Consider the following 18,410-nt stretch of genomic DNA (forward strand, 5'->3'; position numbering starts at 1 on the left):
TTTCGATTTTTTATATGCTTTTTATTAGGAAAATATATGTAAAAATGGATCTCAGCCTTTAGTTTATCCTGAGCTTGGCCGAAAGGTTGGAGTGACAAAAAACAATAATCTATACCAGCGTATAAAGTGATTATTTTTTTAAGTAATATCGATAGCTTTTATACAGCAGATACATGGTAATTAATAAAATTAATACTGCCCACATCCAATAGGTACCGGGTAGATGAGCCGCAATCATTTGCGTATCAGAATATTGGATTTTCCCGTCTCGTTCGAATTGTTTTGTAAATAGATATCCTATTTGTAGGTATGAACTTAACACACATTGAGTTCCTAAAAACAAGAGCGTAAAAGCTTCAAGGTTTCTTACTCGTAGAATTGCGATAAAAAAGAGAAGTGCGGCAAAAACACTTAGGATAATTAATGCCAGTAACTCATGAATCCATAAGCATAATGATAATACCATTATTGCAATTAGTAACCATAATGCGATTTTAGAACTTATTCTATTTCTGGCCGAGGCTATAAGTATAGCTCCCGAAATTGCCGGACCTAATAAGCCTCCTGCAGCGGTAATACCTCTGGCGATTTTAAAAGGTAAGTAACTAGCCGAAACATTAGAGTAGGCTACACCACCTCCGTTTTCATATATTTCGAGGTAGATAAACTTACCTCCCACCAGTATTGCAGTTAAGCCATGGCCCATTTCATGAAACCAAGTACCTAACAATAATAATGGATATTGTATAAACCCAAAATAAGGTAGTTGCCACAATAAAAAAACAAGCAAGCTAATTCCTATTATAGAAAGCAAGGGGTAGTTTTTCACGCACTCAAAGTTTTATACTTAAAATAGATAACGATTTTTATGTCTAAAAATTGAAGCCCTCTATTTCTTACCTTTTACAATAATTACAATTTCACCTTTTGGGGGCTTCTTTTCAAAATGCTTTATGACTTCTGCTGTGGTTCCTCGTATGGTTTCTTCGTGCAGTTTACTCAATTCACGTGATACCGAAACTTGTCGATCTTCACCAAAATAAGTTGCAAAATCTCCTAATGTCTTAATCAATTTGTGAGGAGATTCATAAAACACCATCGTTCTAGATTCTTCAGATAAAAGTTTTAATCTGGTTTGCCTTCCTTTTTTTACGGGTAGAAACCCTTCAAAAATAAATTTATCATTAGGTAAACCACTATTAACCAAAGCAGGTACAAAAGCTGTTGCTCCCGGAAGACATTCTACGGCTATCCCTTGCTCTACACATGCTCTGGTGAGTAAAAATCCAGGGTCGCTTATTGCGGGAGTCCCTGCATCACTTATTAATGCTATAGTTTCTCCTGCACTTAATTTTTGAATAATACGATCTACCATTTTATGTTCATTATGCATATGGTGACTTTGCATGGGGGTAGTAATCTCAAAATGCTTCAATAGTTTTCCACTGGTTCGAGTATCTTCGGCTAATATCAAATCTGCCGCTTCAAGAACTTTTATCGCTCTAAAAGTCATATCATCAAGATTACCAATCGGTGTAGGTACAAGGTATAATTTTGACATTAAGGTCTTATTTTTTTACCAATAGTGTAGGAAACTATAAGAATTAAAATTGCATATACTGATAATCCTATAGGGTGTTCTGCATGATAATGTGCTAACGTAGCCAATACCAAATCAAAGAAAAAACCGGCATATGCCCACTCTTTGAGCCATTTTATTTTATTTGTTAGAATAGCTGTTATTCCTAATACTTTAGCCACTGCCAAGGGAATTACGATGTATGTTGGATAATTAAAGCTTTCAAAAAAACCTTTTACCATTTCAGTTTTAAAAAAATACATCTGAGCAGAGTACAGCATTATAGCGCATAAAGCAATCGTGGCAATCCAATATATAATTTTCATAATCTGTATTTAGTGATCAAATTTACTAAGAACAACATCCATAAAACGCTCCTCATATTCTTCTTTACCTTCCCAATTTTGATAATCCGGCTTTATCATAGTTGTGATAAATTCTTCTGCTTCACTTTTCTCTCTTAATGTATTTAATTGGGATAATACACGATTATAATCGGGAGCACTCCCCCCGAAAAGGTATTTTATAAAAGCTAATCGATCGTTAAGTCCAATATTAATTTCTTTTCTTAATTGATCATTAAGAGATTTAGGCCGATCATTAACGTCTGTGTTCTGTAAAGAAGATATATCCTCTGCAGTTGGAGTAACATCTTCCTTATCGTTTTTATCATATGTTGATTGAGGTGGAATCGAATCTGAAAAAGAAACAGCTTCTTCTGTCACTTTAGTATTTGCTGGCACAAAAAGATCCTCAGTAACCCTTGCATTAATTTCTTCGATAATAATTTCGGGTTTATTTTCTATAGCAGCAATATCATCTGTTTTTTGCTCTTGATCACTCTTTGACGAAGAAAATTGTTCGGGAACAGGTTCTTCTTTTTTATCAAAAGTTGGTTTGGGATTAATAACAGCTTTGACTTTTTGCTCTACTTTTTTTAATTCATCTGACTCATCTAATTTGTCAGAGGTATCTGATTCATTAGTGTCCAAGACTGCTTTAATCTGACCAATAGTAGGTTGTGGCCCTGTAAAATGAGATTCAGAAAAATTAAGAATGGTTAACTTTTCATATAGTTCACGGGCTTCTTCCTGTAACTGTGATAAGGTAGTCTTATCCTTAAGTTGTAATATTCTGTGGGCAATACTTATAAGTTCCGCTTCCAATTTCTTCTTCATAACTTTCTTATTCGTTTACAATACTGCTTTTTGTTTTTTAATAAATTTACCTCATCTTTAGAGTAAGGAGAAGGGATTTCTTTAATTGATGCTGAAAAATACAAAATGTTTCTCGAAAATACGGTAAATCATAAAGAGCAATTTGGGTGGATAGAAGTAATCTGTGGTTCTATGTTTTCGGGTAAAACCGAAGAATTGATTCGCAGATTAAAGCGCGCGCAATTTGCCAAACAAAGTGTTGAAATTTTTAAACCTGCAATTGATGTTAGGTATAACGATGAAATGGTAGTCTCTCATGACGCTAATGAAATTCGTTCTACCCCTGTTCCTGCAGCAGCTAATATTAGAATTCTTGCTGATACTTGTGATGTTGTTGGAATTGATGAAGCGCAATTCTTTGATGATGAAATTGTAGCTGTCTGCAATGATTTAGCTAATAAAGGAATTCGTGTTATCGTTGCTGGATTAGATATGGATTTTAAAGGAAATCCTTTTGGACCAATGCCAGCATTAATGGCTACTGCAGAATATGTTACCAAAGTCCATGCTGTTTGTACCAGGACAGGAAATCTCGCTCAATTTAGCTATAGAAAATCTGCAAAAGATGATTTGGTTTTATTAGGAGAAACAGATGAGTATGAACCTTTAAGTCGAGCTGCATATTATAAAGCCATGCTCAAAGAAAAAGTAAATCAAATGGAGGTTAAAGACCCTAAAGAAATATCGAAAAAAACTGAAAAAACTGATGAGTAGTGTAAAAGAAACTGTTTTGCAAATCAACCTGGCTCATCTTACTCATAATTTTAATTATTTAAAAAGCAAGGTTAACTCCAATGTCAAAATCTTAGCAGTAGTAAAAGCTTCGGGATATGGTAGTGATGCTTCTGTAATTGCAAAACACTTAGAAAAAATAGGAGCCGATTATTTTGCCGTTGCTTATGTATCAGAAGGTATTGCACTTCGAGAATCGGGGATAAAAACTCCTATTTTGGTATTGCATCCGCAGCCCGTAAATTTTCAAAAATTAATCGAATACCAATTAGAGCCTAGTCTATATAGCTCCAGAGTGCTCAAAACATTTATAGCAACAGCTACAATGCTAAATCAAAAAGAGTATCCTGTACATATCAAATTTAATACTGGATTAAACAGAATTGGTTTTTGGGAAAATGATATTGACCATATTATTGAAAATCTCAATACTACTGAAGCTATTAAAGTAGTTGCTCTTCTTTCTCACCTGGCGGCTAGTGAAGATGCTTCAGAAAGAGATTTTACAATACAACAGATCGATTCTTTTAAAAAAATTACTCGTAATATGATCGATAAGTTAGGGTACACTCCTATACTTCATCAATCTAATACTTCTGGGATTCTTAATTATCCCGAAGCACATTTTGGTATGGTACGAGCAGGTATAGGACTGTATGGATACGGAAATGATGCAAAATATGATGCTGCACTAAAGCCTGTAGCTGGGTTAAAATCGGTAATCTCACAAATTCACACCTTAGAACCCGGAGAATCATTAGGGTATAACAGGGCATTCATTGCTTCAGAACTTACAAAAACCGCTACCATACCTATCGGGCATGCCGATGGGATTAGCAGACAATATGGAAATAAAAAAGGATTTGTAACCATACATAATAAAAAAGCTTATGTTGTTGGTAATGTATGTATGGATATGATCATGGTAGACGTTACCAATATTGATTGTAAAGAAGGGGATGAAGTCGTTATTTTTGATGTAGACTCAAGCGCAGCTATAGTAGCCGAAAATTCGGGAACAATCTCTTATGAACTACTTACTGCAATTTCTCCCAGAGTAAAACGTGTTGTTGTCGACGATAATTGATTTTTAACGAAATCTAAACGTATTAGGCAGGAACACTTTTATAATTATTTTAAATTTTTGTTAAATTAGTACATTACTAACTATCTAAATAAAATTAATTATGGGGTTTTTTAAGGATTTTAAATCTTTCTTACTAAAAGGAGACATTGTTGCACTAGCTACTGCTGTTGTAATCGGAGGTGCATTTAATAAAATTGTTGGCTCTGCTGTAGCAGATATTATAATGCCTGTCGTTGGTGTAATAACAGGAGGAACAGATTTTACTCAAAAGTTTATTGCTCTTGATGGTGGAGAGTATGCTACTCTTGCCGCTGCTAAAGAAGCGGGAGCTGCCGTTATGACCTATGGTAACTTGATACAAGCAATAATTAATTTTATTATTGTTGGTTTATTTATTTTTATGGTACTCAAAGCATATGAAAAATCTAAAAAGAAAGAAGAAGAAGCTCCTGCAGCACCAGCAGGACCAACTCAAGAAGAATTATTAACCGAGATACGAGATTTATTAAAAAAATAAAAACTCCAATAGTATAACGAATTATCTATAGCTACCGCTATACTACATATTCTAACACTAAACCGCCCAAATTTAGGGCGGTTCTTTTTTACATAATGTTATATAATATACAAATAGTACAAATTTTTATATTTTCAATATAAACGCTTGCCATCTAGGAAATATTCCTCAAATTTGTATGAAATTAAAAGGTGTATGACTTTCGCTATGCGAAAATGAAAACAAATATAAACTGATGAAAGTAGCTGTAGTAGGTGCTACCGGTCTGGTAGGAACCGTAATGTTAAAAGTATTAGAAGAAAGAAATTTTCCGGTAACAGAATTAATTCCCGTAGCGTCTGAACGATCTATTGGGAAACAAATTTCATATAAAGGTAAGGAGTTTTCTGTAGTAGGACTTGCTACTGCCATAGAAATGAAACCAGATGTTGCCTTATTCTCTGCCGGAGGAAGTACTTCTCAAGAATGGGCTCCAAAATTTGCAGAAGCAGGAATAACTGTTATTGACAACTCATCTGCCTGGAGAATGGATCCTACAAAAAAATTAGTCGTTCCAGAAATCAATGCTAAATCATTGACCAAAGAAGATAAAATTATTGCCAACCCTAATTGTTCTACTATACAATTGGTTATGGCTTTAGGTCCATTACACGATAAATATAAAATAAACCGTGCTGTGATTTCTACATACCAATCTATAACAGGTACCGGAGTAAAAGCAGTACAGCAATTAGAAAATGAATATGCAGGTGAAAAAGGAGAAATGGCATATCCATACCCTATTCACCGTAATGCTATTCCACACTGTGATGTGTTTCAGGAAAACGGATATACCAAAGAAGAGATGAAGTTGGTAAACGAAACCCAAAAAATTCTTGATGACCGTACTATTGCAGTAACAGCAACAGCAATTCGTATTCCTGTAGTTGGTGGCCATAGTGAAAGTGTAAATCTCGAATTTGCTAGTGATTTCAATGAAAATGAAATACGACAACTTCTAAACGAAACATCTGGAGTTACTGTGCAGGATAATCCTGATACAAATACGTATCCTATGCCAATCTATGCCGAAGGTAAAAACGATGTTTTTGTTGGTAGAATTAGAAGAGATCACTCTAGAGAGAATGCTTTAAATATGTGGATAGTATCAGATAATCTACGTAAAGGAGCTGCTACTAATGCAGTACAAATCGGAGAATACCTGGTTGAAAATGAACTTATAGGTTAATCCATCCTAACAATACTATTAAAAAGAAGATCCTTGTTTTCAAAGTGAAAACAAGGATCTTCTTTTTAATTTATTATGATAATTTCGTCATTCCCTTACTTTAGGCACAGATATATGATTTCCTAAAAACAATGCATTCAAAAACAGACGATTGGTTCCATACCATGAACCTCTAAAATTAGGGTTATCCGCAAATAAAATTACTCGTCCACTACCTAATTTACTTACAACTAGCGAAGCCGAAGGTTTTAAGTAATTTTCATAATTATCAGCAGAAATATAACCATCTATATGTGCATTTTCTGTATATTTTGCAATCGTAGAATATGGGTTTTTACTGGGTGCAATAAACACTTCATTATTTTTATATATCGGAAGAGAAGTATCACGATACCCAAAACCTAAAGGATGAGTGATATCCAGATCAACTTCAAAAATAGCACCCCCCAAACGTTCGCGACCAATATTCTCCCCGGCATCAACATATGGTAATCGTTTTATTACTTTATTCTTTGTCGTATCCTTTGGTTTTTTGATAAGTTTCTCTTTTACAATTTTCTTATCAATCGCCCATTTTGAGGCCCTTGCAATTGTAATTAAGGTATTTCCTTGTGATACCCAATCTTTTATTTTTTTCTGACGAAGAGAATCTAATGTATTATATCTTCCCGAAACCAGGACCAGCGTATTATATTCCTTTAAAGGTGCATTGCCAAAATCGCTCATTTGTAATTTTGTAATAGGCATATGCACTCGTGTATCCAGCAAATGCCATACCTCTCCTGCTTCATAAGAACTAACACCTTCACCAACTAGTACTAATGCTTTTGGTTTATCTAACTTCTGAAAATTCCTGCTCCCTAAATCAATTCCTGATACACTAAAACCAGAATCGACAGAATATATGGGCACATCGTACTTGTTCTGTGCTTCTTTAATAATTGCATACACCTCATCTTTGGTTTTCTTCTGCTTACTTACAGGCACCATCACACTACCATAATTAAAACTTTTATTTCCTTCTGAAGTTATACTACTAAAAGGCTTAAATGCCGAGGCTACTTTTAATCCTTTAGACTGCATAAAATACAACGCCGCCGGAGCATTATAATCATCCCAATCCATGATATATGCATAGTCCGATTTTGATACTTTTGACACATTCACCAATCCATCTGTCGATAGAATTTCTTCACTCATATCGGTGGATTTTATGCCTTTATATTTCATATTATAAAAATTGGCTATGCTCCATGCCGAAGCATCATAAAATACGCTATCTCGATACTTATTATAGGTTTCAAAAATCGTTTGTACCATACGTTGTTGAGGCTGCTTTACAGGCACTACAAAACGTGTCCCTTTTTTATAAACCTTTATATGATGAAGTAATAGTTTATCGATAAAAGCTTTATTTCTATTATGATCATATGCATCTCCGAACTCATATGCATCATTTCCTTTTTTGAAAGTATTGCTAACTGCTGATTTAAAAAAGTCTTGTTGGTATTTACGTAGTTTGCTCTTATTATCAACTGCAGCTTTAACAGTAGCAATACTGGATACATATTGATTACGAATTGTAAATGGAAACGATATGGTTCCATACTCTGTATCCTGTAAATGTCCGCGAGAACTAGCTTGTTCAAACAATAGTGCTAATGCTCCTTGTAAATCAGGATACGAAGAACCATATCCAGGATAGGTGCCATCAAAAGCTTCTTTAGTAAAATAAAATGATCCTATATTATCCAGAGCTTTAGAAAAATACGGCGCAAATAAATTGTTTAGATCCTCATAATTCTCTTTGGGCATAATAGGATCCTGAGAACCAATGGGTTTCATAGGTTCAAAAAAATAGGTGCTATTCGTTCCCATTTCATGAAAGTCGGTCACTACATTAGGATACCACTCATGATACCATTGTAGTTTTCCTCGACTCTCTGGGTTAATACCTAGCAACCAATCACGATTAAGATCAAACCAATAATGGTTAGTACGTCCCCGAGGCCACATCTCGTTATGCTCTGCATCATAATTATCACTTACCAAAGGGGTTCCTCTATATTGATTAGCCCATTGCGTATGTCTGTCACGTCCATCTGGGTTAATTGTCGGATCAATAAAGATTACAGCATTTTCTATATAATTCTTTACTTCTGCGCCAGTAGATGCCACCAACGTATATGCTGTTAACATAGCTGCTTCTGAACCAGAAGGTTCGTTACCATGTACATTATATCCTAATTGAACAAAAATTGGTACTGCATCATAATTAGTAGGCGTTTTAGAAGGATTGGTAAATGCTAAATGTTGCTGTTTTAATACAGAAAGCTTATTTAGGTTTTCTGGAGTAGAAACGGTAAGTATTACTAATTTTCTGTTTTCATGAGTTTTTCCATAGCTAGTGATCGTTGCCCGATCAGAAACTTCTGCAAGTTTAGTAAGATAGGCTACAATTTGATCATGGCGAGTATGTTGCTGCCCAATAGGATATCCAAGAAATTCTTCGGGTGAAGGAATTTCTGTATTAAAAGGTGCTTTGTCTTTAAAAAAATAATCCTGCGCAGTAGCAGAAAAAACAGAGAATATACAAACCAAAAAGTTGATTTTTAGCAAGTTCATTAGTTTCATTGATTTTTAGATTAAATAGATTAGCTACATAAAAACAATTGAAGTCACTTATAATTAAGAGACAAATCAATGTAGTGTACTTATAATCTTGAAAGGTATTTTTTTAACTCTGGTTTTCCTTGACATTTGTAAGGTTTTTAACATTTCTCCCTCTAATACAGCAATTTAATCCCTTAAAAATATAAAAATGAACAAGTTGATTTTAGCCTTAAGAATACTACTCGGAGTGATGTTAGTTGTCTTTGGAAGTAATAAATTTTTTGAATTCATGCCTGCTTTTGAATTTGCCAATCCCGATGCTGGTATTTTTTTTGGTGCATTAGCCAGTAGTTATGTACTAAAGGTAGTGGGGATTATCGAAGTGATTGTCGGACTTTTACTTCTTACAAATAAAGCAGTTCCCTTTGCCCTGGTATTATTAGCTCCTATTTCTGTAAATATTATTTTATTCCATGCCACATTAGATCCTGCCAACATTGGTCCCGGAGCATTAGTCTTCCTTATAAACGCTTTCTTAATATTTAAATATTGGGACAAGTATAAAACACTTTTCTAAGACCAAAATTTTTCGTTTCTTACAGAAAATTCTGACTGCTCCTGCATATTAATCCTACATGTTGCTATACCCCAAAGCAATATGGTAGAAACCTTACTTTCTTTACAGGTTAATTGCGGAGCAGTCTTTTTTATATTTTCTTTAGCATTTATAGACACATCTTTTGATAGATTTGTGAATCATATTAACGCATTACATCATGAAAAAAGCATTCCTTGTATTATCCATCATTACAATAATGATGGCTTGCAAAAACGAAACTAAAGAAGAACCCTCTAAAACTACCATTGCATTGAACTACCCTGAAACTAAAACAGTTGATACAGTAGATACATATTTTGGTACTCAAGTAGAAGATCCATATCGGTGGTTAGAAGATGATCGTAGCAAAGAGACCGAAGACTGGGTGGCTACACAAAACAAAACTACTTTTGGGTATTTAGAAAAGATCCCTTTTAGAAAAGATCTAAAAAAACGCCTATCCGACCTTTGGAATTATGAAAAAGTTGGCGCTCCTTTTAAAGAAGGAGATTATAGCTATTTTTATAAGAATGACGGACTTCAAAATCAATATGTTATCTATCGTTTTAAGAATGAAGATGATGATCCCGAAGTTTTTCTGGATCCTAATACCTTTAGTAAAGATGGTACAACATCTCTAGGTGGAGCATTTTTTTCTAAAAACGGAAAACTAGTAGCCTATGCTATTTCTGAAGGAGGTAGTGACTGGCGTAAAGTAATTGTTAAAAATGCTGAAACCAAAGAGATCATAGAAGATACTATTGTTGATGTTAAGTTTTCTGGAATATCCTGGAAAGGTAACGAAGGCTTTTACTACTCTAGCTACGATAAGCCAGAAGGAAGTGAGCTTTCTGCCAAAACAGATCAACACAAGGTATACTACCATACCCTGGGTACTTCTCAAAAAGACGATGCTTTAATTTTTGGAGGTACACCAGAAGAAAAACACCGATATATTGGTGCAAATGTTACAGAGGATGATCAGTATCTTATTATTTCTGCCAGTGTTTCTACATCAGGAAATAAGTTATTTATCAAAGACCTTACAAATCCAAATAGTAAACTTGTTACTATTATGGGAACTACAGATAGTGACACCTATATTATAGAAAATGTAGGTTCTAAGCTCTATCTTGTTACTAATTTAAATGCGCCCAACCAGAAAATTGTAACGGTAGATGCCTCTAATCCAACTCCAGAGAACTGGAAAGATTTTATTCCTGAAACTGAAAATGTATTAAGTCCTAATACTGGAGGAGGATACTTCTTTGCAGAATATATGGTTGATGCTGTTTCTAAAGTAATGCAATATGATTATGATGGTAAATTAATTCGTGAAGTAGAATTACCTGGAGTAGGAAGCATAAAAGATTTCGAAAGCCAAAAAGAAGAAAAAGAACTGTATTACTCCTTTACCAATTATAAAACACCAAGTAGTATTTATAAATACAATATTGCCGAAGGTACTTCAGAATTATATCGTAAGCCAAAAATCGACTTCAATCCAGAGAATTACGAAAGCAAGCAGGTTTTTTATACTTCTAAGGATGGTACAAAAATACCGATGATTATTACCTATAAAAAAGGCATGGAGCTTAATGGTAAAAACCCAACCATCTTATATGGTTATGGTGGGTTTAATATTAGCCTTACTCCTGCGTTTAGTATTGCTAATGCGGTATGGATGGAGCAAGGCGGAGTATATGCAGTACCTAACCTAAGAGGTGGTGGTGAGTATGGTAAAAAATGGCACGTTGCCGGAACAAAAATGCAGAAACAAAATGTATTTGATGATTTTATCGCTGCAGCAGAATATCTTATAGAAAACAAATATACATCTAGTGATTATTTGGCTATTCGCGGTGGATCTAATGGAGGATTACTTGTTGGTGCTACAATGACACAGCGACCAGATCTTATGAAAGTGGCATTACCAGCTGTTGGTGTTTTAGACATGTTACGCTATCATACCTTTACTGCAGGAGCAGGATGGGCCTATGATTATGGTACATCAGAAGAAAATAAGGAGATGTTTGATTATATAAAAGGATATTCTCCTGTACATAATGTAAAAGCCGGGGTTCAATACCCTGCTACTCTGGTTACCACAGGAGATCATGATGACCGTGTAGTACCGGCACACTCATTTAAGTTTGCAGCACAGTTACAAGCAAAACAATCAGGTGATAATCCTACATTGATTAGAATTGAAACCAAAGCCGGTCATGGCGCAGGAACACCGGTAAGCAAAACTATCGAACAATATGCCGATATTTTTGGTTTTACACTCTACAATATGGGATACGAAGTATTACCAGAAAAAGTTACCGACGAAGTAAAAGGATAGCCTTTTTAACTGAAGTGATTTAAACTTTTTTGATTCTGGCGAAAAATAGTTATTTTTTATAGCGAATTGAAAAAAGTTTAAATCACTTCACTAAGAACTCGTCTTAAAAAAATAAAAAATCCGTTTTCTGAAAAGAGGCGGATTTTTTTGTTAAAGTTCAATATATTTGAGTAATGTTAAAAGTAGACAATATATCCTTCGCGTATGATCAGCTTCCCGTTTTAAAAAACGTTAGTTTTACCATTGAAAAAGGGCAGCATATTGCCCTAATTGGTGCCAGTGGTTGTGGAAAAAGTACCTTATTAAAAATCATTTATGGCCTTTTACAAGTACAGGAAGGAGAACTATCCTGGAATGACACTAAAATATTAGGGCCGCTTTTTAATCTTGTACCTGGTGAAGAAAATATGAAATACCTCTCACAAGGTTTTGAGCTGCAATCCTATCGAAGTGTTGTAGAAAATATCGGGCAATACTTATCTAATTTTCAGCCAGAATTAAAACAAGGTAGAGTACATGAATTACTCGATATTGTAGAAATGAGCGATTTTGCCAATACCAAAGTCGAAAATCTGAGTGGCGGTCAAAAACAAAGAGTAGCACTGGCAAAAGCATTGGCCAAAAGACCAGAATTGTTATTACTTGACGAACCTTTTGGGAATATCGACAATTTCAGACGTAGTTCTTTAAGAAGAAATCTATTTAGATATCTAAAACGTAATAAAATTACAAGTATCACCGCTACACATGATAAAACGGATATCCTCTCTTTTGCAGATCAGACGATTGTTATTCGCCAAGGCGAAATTTTAACTCAAGAAGATACAATCGCTTTATATCAAAATCCTACTGATTATTATATTGCTTCTCTTTTTGGAGAAGTGAATGAAATACAGCTTTCTTCCTTTACAGCATCTGATAGTCAGGATACCATTTTGGTCTACCCTCATGAGATCGAAGTTAACTCTAATTCTATGACAAAGGCGCGAGTAAAAAATGCATATTTCAACGGGGGCTATTACTTGATTGAAGCGATACTCGACAATACAATTCTCTTTTTTGAACACCATAGTAAATTAACCGCTCCCAAAATGATTGGGATTACAATTCCTGAAGAAATCATTGAGAAAAGAAAACAAATCTAGTTGTTGTAGTTTGTTAACTTAAGATCCAGCTATCAACTTTCCAGTGCTTTTATTTTTTTCACAAAATAAGATGGATATATTCCAGCTTTTCTATGAAAAGATTTAGAAAACACTTCTGTAGAATTAAATCCAGCCTCAGAAGCCAAAGCTTTAATCGTATACTTTTGAAGTTTACTATCTGTTTTTAATTGATCAATGATATAATCTATTCTTAAATCATTTATATAAGTTGTGAAAGTTTTCTTTTGATAGTACTTAATTACTTTCGTCAAATATTTTGAATTTGTATTTAATTTCGTTGCCAAAATACCCGATGTAAGATTTGTTTTTAAAAATCCATTATTTTTTTCAAAATTATTTAGCCCTTCTAATATCATTTCGACTACATCATTGGCAATACCAATACCAGTATCCACTCTCGTATTCTCATCTTTTAATACTATATCTTTTTGATTTATTAATTCCTCAAAACGAATTCTATACTTTTTATTTTTTTTATAATAAAGTATAAAACCAGTAATAATAACACCAATAAAAATTAGTAAAATAATTAAACTATATTGGGATCTATTATTTTTAGTTTGAAGTTCATTAATCAATTTTACTTTTTCAGAAAGTAAAATTGGGGTATCATATTCCTTGATTAATTTATTATTTACATCTTTAAAATTATTATCAATAATACTATCATTATATAGCAACTTATTAATATAATACAGCTGATTATTTTTATCATCAATGGATTTATAATACTTAATAATTTCTAAATATGCAGACCTAGTTTTCGGAATTAAATAATTCGTTTTCTGAAGAAGGGAATCTATTTTTTTATAGTAAGTAACTCCGACTTCTCTTTTAGATAAAGCATCATATGATTTGCCTAAAAAAAAGTAAGCATCCATTAAATTATAGTTTTCAAAATATGCCTCATTTTCCGGTTTTAATAATTCATATACTACTCGATCAATTTTTTTAATAGCATTCTTATATTCTTCATCATAATATTGAAGTATTCCTTCATTTAATCTAAACAATACTTGTATCGGTTTTTGATCCGCCATCTTCATCCCTTCATTATTGATTATATATGCAGAATCTAATTCTTTATTCTGCCTATATGTAGTTACTAGTTCCGAAAGAGTAATCAGGTATCCTATAGAATCATTTAGTTGCTTCCCTATATTTAATTTTTCATATTTTAAACACTTTTTAAAAAGTAATTTTGCTTCCTCATGTTTGCCAAACTTTCTTTTTACTATGGCAATATTATGTTGTATAATAGAAATGTAGATTGAAAATTTTGTCTTTTTAGCTAGTTCTAAACTTTCAAGATAATCATCCAGTGCTATATCAAAAAAAGCAGCAGTTTCATATACTGTCCCTTTATAATTCTTGAGAATAACCAAATATTTTTCATGATTATTTGTTTTCTTTACCATACTAATTGCACTATCAATATATATGATGCGCTTTTCAAAATCATCTGGATAAAGTTGAGATGTAAAATATAATCCTGTTGTTATTTTAAGAGCATCTTTATCATTTTTCCCCTTTTGTAAATAGGCTTCTGCATATAATCCAGCATTTGTAGAATTTGTCTTAATAAGATCGTAAAACCTTTCTCTAATTCCTTTATATTCTAACTTAATTAAAGAATCCAGAGTTTTAGAGTCTTGATTTTGCCCATATAGAATATTTTGACATAGTAGTACTGTGAGTATATAAAAAAATAATTTATGCACGTGTGTTTGATATAATTCTTACTTAAATATTTTGGCATTTATATTCTTTTAAACCTACAATTCCTTCAAATAAGGTTATTCTTTACAAGTTCAAAAACAAAACAAATATACACTAATATACCCTATCTATAATCTATACATATTATTTTGACAATCAATTTATTGCATAGATATGTTTTTAAGTTTATTATAGTCTTAATTCTAGAATTTTGACCTCTTAATTCTAGAATCTGGACATACTCCTCTTGCACTAGCGTAATTCTCCCTGTTATATTTGATTCCATAAAAACAACCAACATGGATTCTTCAGCATATAACAGCAAATACCGGTTTATGTCCGATATCTTAAAAACGTTACACCTTACTATGGATACTTTTATCTATAACCTAGCTCACCATACACCTTATGAGATGCTACTCTATCGCTGGATTAATAAACTATATACCAAAGGGATATCTAGTGAAGAAGCCATACAACTGATCTATAAAGCACGTAATATACTATTGCTTAACCCAAAAAATGGTTTGTGTACCCCCCCAGAGCCTATCGATACCCCTTCTTAAACTTACCTACTTATGTTTATGCATTATGATCAACTATGTACAACACAAAAAGCTTTGGTACATCGTAAATTAATAGCAAGAACAAAAGCTCCCCAAGAGACCGTACTTAAAGTACTCACACATATTAACCCTGTATTAAAAATAATAGACAGAGATGTACTTATGATGTACTATATGATGAGCAAAATAGAACAGAAAATACAAGAAGAATTACGAATATCAAATACTGAATGATGAATATCGAAGTGTTGAAATGTAAAACCGAAAAATAATAAATGACAAATGTTAAAGTGAGAAGTTGGGAGTCGGATGTTGGAAGTCCGTAACGTCATCGGACTTCAGACCTCCGGCTTCAGATAACAAAAAAACTATCAACAAAAAATAAAAAAATGAGAAACATCATTCAAGATCTATTAACACAGGAAGAAAGAGATCAGGCAGAAAAATTAGTGGCACAACTAGAAGCTATGTTTACCAATAAGCTAGCAGCCTTAACAGAAAAAGAACGAGGGAGCTACAAGGCCATTAATGAGACCAATAAATTGTTTGTAAATAAGGTTTGGGACTATCGCCAAAACAGTAGTACACTTAGTTCTCCCGATGTAGACTGGGAAGAGTTTGAAAACGATTATAAAGCTCGTGTATTTGCAGAAAACCTATTGGGTCGTGTAGAAAGCCTGGCTTATCGATTAGAAAGTACCAAAATCCTGCATGATTATGATAATTATCAGGATTCTTTAAATGACTACGCCTATTCACAGTATAGCAAGGGAGCGGGGAAACCTGGTTTTACCGAAAAAGTAGCCGAACTGAAGCAGTTTTTTAATCGTACCAAAAGTACTCCAAAAACAGATCCTACTTAAGAATAGTTGATATAGACCTTCTGATGGATCAAAAAGACGTTCTGTTAGGCACCTGTGTCTCAAATTTAGGGATTGGGGTTCCAAAATTGGGTACAGGGAGTCTAATTTTAGAGAACAGAGACTCAAATTTAGACGTTGACCACTCAACGTTGAGCCTCGAAGGTCTAAATTTTCATCAAAAAGCTCCAACAGAAGGTCAAAAAGACGAAACCATTGATGAACAGCATACAAATTTTAAGTAAAAGGGTTCAAATTTTAACCCAGGAGGTCGAAAATCCTACAGTAACCACCAAATTTTGACCTCGAGGCATTAAACAATTGCAAAAAAACAAAGTAAAGGGAAAACACATTATGAACATCATTATCAAACAGATTGAGCTTATAGATCGGGTTGATCAACTTATTCGCCTGCAAGCCACAGGATCACCAGATGATCTTGCGTATCGATTAGGAATCTCTAAAACCAAACTGTACCGTATTATCAATACCATGAAAACCTTAAATGCCCCTATAGAATATGATATCACAACACAGAGTTTTGTGTATGCAGAAGCGGTAGGGTTTACATTCGGGTTTTATCCAAGACAGCAAAAATATAGAAAGTTAGATCCTTTTGTGAGCTAAGAAAGAGAAAAATGAAAAGTGAAAACGGTTGGAAGTCGAGAGTCAGAAGTAAAAATTAACACTTCGGGTAACAAACATCAGACAACAAAAAACTAACAAACACTAACAAACACGTTGCGCAACGTGTGGCGGAAACCGAAAAGCCTTTAATAGAGTAGGTGTTAATTATTAAATATTTTTTTTATGAAAACTTTAAATGATGATTTATTCAAGTCAGCCGCCCTTGAAAAAAGAGAGCAACTGGCAATCAAAGGGGGTCACAATTCTACAAGAATTACGACTGATGTAAAAACAGGGGAGGTAACTTGTGATGGACACATGTGTGATGATCAAGTTTAATTAGTGTACTAAATTCTCAAGGAGAAATTTTCTCCTTGAGAATTTATAATTTAAGATTTGATTTATGATTTTAATATTAAGTAGGGAAAGTGCAGAAAGCACAACAGAAGCTATAATTGATTGGTTAAATTTTTATAATAAACCTTATTATCGATTTAACGGGAAAGATTTGTTTAATGGTAAAATCGAGGTTAATTTCTTTTTAGATAAGGTTCAAAAAAAATGGTTGTTTATCATTAAAGATGGAAACCTGATCATAAAAAGTAGCGACATAAGCGCAGTATGGTTTAGACGTTTTTTTGACTTTGAAACAAGGGATCGTATTAAGTTTCAAACTGATGATATTAAGGAATTTATTGCTATAGATAAAATTAATGCCTATCATTTTAAAGAAGCTCTAAATATTTTTAGATTATTTGAAAAATCGTTAAACAATATTTTTTGGTTAAACAGGCCATCAGATTCTACAGATAAATTGAAAATATTAGAATTAGCAATTTCATGTGGCCTACAAGTTCCAGAAACGTTAATAACAAATAATAAGATGGAACTGTCTAAATTTATAGAGGCACAAAAACATATCATTACTAAAGCAACAACAGATGGTACTGGTTTTAAAATAGGTAAAGAATATTTATCCGGATTAACGACTAAAATTGATAACGAAAAAATAAATCATTGTAAACATGATATTTTCTTTCCTTCCTTATTTCAGAATCAAATAAAAAAAATATATGAAATAAGAGTTTTTTATTTATGTGGTGAATTTTATTCTGCTGCAATATTCTCGCAAAATAATACAAACACAGAAATCGATTATAGAAACTATGACGAAGAACGCCCCAATAGGGTAGAGCCTATTGATTTACCATTGGATATTAAAAAAAAGGTAAATAAACTTATGAATATATTAAACATGAATTGTGGTTCAATAGATTTAATGAAATCAATAGATGGGATATATTACTTTTTGGAGGTTAACCCTGTTGGCCAGTTTTTAGGGATTTCTGAAGAAGGAAATTTCCAGTTAGATAAAAAAGTCAGCTTAAAATTAATAGAAAAATCAAATGAAAAAGAAAAATCTAAGTGTTGAATATATTAGAAGCAATTTTAGGTTACAGTTTATATTGTATGCAACAGATGTGATGGAGGCAATCGAAGATTCTGAATCTTTTCAAATAAAAAAATATAGACTATCAGATGAAGCTTCTTATT

Annotated in this window: 19 protein-coding genes; 13 read left to right on the top strand and 6 right to left on the bottom strand. The window is 33.2% G+C overall.

What is annotated here, in order from left to right:
• Positions 1-130 precede the first annotated feature (130 nt).
• The 4 genes from Z054_RS0101890 to Z054_RS0101905 are packed head-to-tail and all read right to left on the bottom strand — an operon-like array spanning position 131 to position 2,757.
• On the bottom strand, positions 131-829 hold the full coding sequence (locus Z054_RS0101890; RefSeq protein WP_024768408.1) for a M50 family metallopeptidase: 699 nt from the start codon (positions 827-829) through the stop codon (positions 131-133).
• A gap of 60 nt (positions 830-889) precedes the next feature.
• The gene (rsmI, locus tag Z054_RS0101895; protein WP_024768409.1) at positions 890-1,561 is read right to left on the bottom strand and encodes a 16S rRNA (cytidine(1402)-2'-O)-methyltransferase; all 672 of its coding nucleotides are present in this window, start codon (positions 1,559-1,561) and stop codon (positions 890-892) included.
• Positions 1,561-1,905: a DoxX family protein gene (locus Z054_RS0101900; RefSeq protein WP_316929912.1), complete on the bottom strand. Its 345-nt coding sequence runs from the start codon at positions 1,903-1,905 to the stop codon at positions 1,561-1,563. Before Z054_RS0101900 ends, rsmI begins: the two co-directional genes overlap by 1 nt.
• 9 nt (positions 1,906-1,914) lie before the next feature.
• The gene (locus Z054_RS0101905) at positions 1,915-2,757 is read right to left on the bottom strand and encodes a hypothetical protein (RefSeq protein ID WP_024768411.1); all 843 of its coding nucleotides are present in this window, start codon (positions 2,755-2,757) and stop codon (positions 1,915-1,917) included.
• A gap of 105 nt (positions 2,758-2,862) precedes the next feature.
• Here Z054_RS0101905 and Z054_RS0101910 point away from each other — a divergent pair, with 105 nt between their 5' ends.
• From Z054_RS0101910 to Z054_RS0101925, 4 genes are all read left to right on the top strand, one after another.
• The gene (locus tag Z054_RS0101910) at positions 2,863-3,510 is read left to right on the top strand and encodes a thymidine kinase (protein ID WP_024768412.1); all 648 of its coding nucleotides are present in this window, start codon (positions 2,863-2,865) and stop codon (positions 3,508-3,510) included.
• Entirely contained in the window at positions 3,503-4,615 is a 1,113-nt protein-coding gene (gene alr / locus Z054_RS0101915; protein ID WP_024768413.1) for an alanine racemase, read from the top strand. Before Z054_RS0101910 ends, alr begins: the two co-directional genes overlap by 8 nt.
• Positions 4,616-4,715: 100 nt before the next feature.
• Complete coding sequence (gene mscL, locus Z054_RS0101920) at positions 4,716-5,132, top strand: large conductance mechanosensitive channel protein MscL (RefSeq protein ID WP_024768414.1); 417 nt, start codon at positions 4,716-4,718, stop codon at positions 5,130-5,132.
• A 235-nt stretch (positions 5,133-5,367) separates the two neighbouring features.
• Entirely contained in the window at positions 5,368-6,360 is a 993-nt protein-coding gene (locus tag Z054_RS0101925; protein ID WP_024768415.1) for an aspartate-semialdehyde dehydrogenase, read from the top strand.
• A gap of 87 nt (positions 6,361-6,447) precedes the next feature.
• Here Z054_RS0101925 and Z054_RS0101930 read toward each other — a convergent pair whose 3' ends face one another.
• Positions 6,448-8,985, bottom strand: coding sequence for a M14 metallopeptidase family protein (locus Z054_RS0101930; RefSeq protein ID WP_024768416.1), 2,538 nt, complete (start codon positions 8,983-8,985; stop codon positions 6,448-6,450).
• Between the two features lie 196 nt (positions 8,986-9,181).
• On the opposite strand from Z054_RS0101930, the gene Z054_RS0101935 reads away from it, so the two are divergent.
• The 3 genes from Z054_RS0101935 (at position 9,182) to Z054_RS0101950 (ending at position 13,063) form a co-directional block, all read left to right on the top strand.
• Positions 9,182-9,550, top strand: a complete 369-nt coding sequence (locus Z054_RS0101935) for a DoxX family membrane protein (RefSeq protein ID WP_024768417.1) — start codon at positions 9,182-9,184, stop codon at positions 9,548-9,550.
• Positions 9,551-9,749: 199 nt separating this feature from the next.
• On the top strand, positions 9,750-11,918 hold the full coding sequence (locus Z054_RS0101945) for a prolyl oligopeptidase family serine peptidase (RefSeq protein WP_024768418.1): 2,169 nt from the start codon (positions 9,750-9,752) through the stop codon (positions 11,916-11,918).
• Between the two features lie 173 nt (positions 11,919-12,091).
• Positions 12,092-13,063, top strand: a complete 972-nt coding sequence (locus tag Z054_RS0101950; protein ID WP_024768419.1) for an ABC transporter ATP-binding protein — start codon at positions 12,092-12,094, stop codon at positions 13,061-13,063.
• A gap of 32 nt (positions 13,064-13,095) precedes the next feature.
• Here Z054_RS0101950 and Z054_RS0101955 read toward each other — a convergent pair whose 3' ends face one another.
• A complete protein-coding gene (locus Z054_RS0101955; protein ID WP_024768420.1) occupies positions 13,096-14,805 on the bottom strand; it encodes an AraC family transcriptional regulator in 1,710 nt (569 codons plus the stop codon).
• 297 nt (positions 14,806-15,102) lie between these two features.
• Here Z054_RS0101955 and Z054_RS0101965 point away from each other — a divergent pair, with 297 nt between their 5' ends.
• The 6 genes from Z054_RS0101965 to gwsG all read left to right on the top strand — a co-directional run bounded on the left by Z054_RS0101965 (position 15,103) and on the right by gwsG (position 18,288).
• Positions 15,103-15,369 carry a hypothetical protein gene (locus Z054_RS0101965; protein WP_024768421.1) on the top strand — a complete coding sequence of 89 codons (267 nt, stop codon included), beginning with the start codon at positions 15,103-15,105 and terminating at the stop codon, positions 15,367-15,369.
• Between the two features lie 12 nt (positions 15,370-15,381).
• Positions 15,382-15,603, top strand: coding sequence for a hypothetical protein (locus Z054_RS0101970; protein WP_152538426.1), 222 nt, complete (start codon positions 15,382-15,384; stop codon positions 15,601-15,603).
• A 155-nt stretch (positions 15,604-15,758) separates the two neighbouring features.
• On the top strand, positions 15,759-16,232 hold the full coding sequence (locus Z054_RS0101975) for a hypothetical protein (RefSeq protein ID WP_024768423.1): 474 nt from the start codon (positions 15,759-15,761) through the stop codon (positions 16,230-16,232).
• A 351-nt stretch (positions 16,233-16,583) separates the two neighbouring features.
• Positions 16,584-16,856: a hypothetical protein gene (locus Z054_RS27720; protein ID WP_024768425.1), complete on the top strand. Its 273-nt coding sequence runs from the start codon at positions 16,584-16,586 to the stop codon at positions 16,854-16,856.
• Positions 16,857-17,039: 183 nt separating this feature from the next.
• Positions 17,040-17,195: a hypothetical protein gene (locus Z054_RS31535; RefSeq protein ID WP_161635232.1), complete on the top strand. Its 156-nt coding sequence runs from the start codon at positions 17,040-17,042 to the stop codon at positions 17,193-17,195.
• Between the two features lie 64 nt (positions 17,196-17,259).
• The gene (gwsG, locus tag Z054_RS29810) at positions 17,260-18,288 is read left to right on the top strand and encodes a grasp-with-spasm system ATP-grasp peptide maturase (RefSeq protein ID WP_024768426.1); all 1,029 of its coding nucleotides are present in this window, start codon (positions 17,260-17,262) and stop codon (positions 18,286-18,288) included.
• Positions 18,289-18,410 lie beyond the last annotated feature (122 nt).

Source organism: Aquimarina macrocephali JAMB N27 (assembly GCF_000520995.1).
GTDB classification, from domain to species: domain Bacteria; phylum Bacteroidota; class Bacteroidia; order Flavobacteriales; family Flavobacteriaceae; genus Aquimarina; species Aquimarina macrocephali.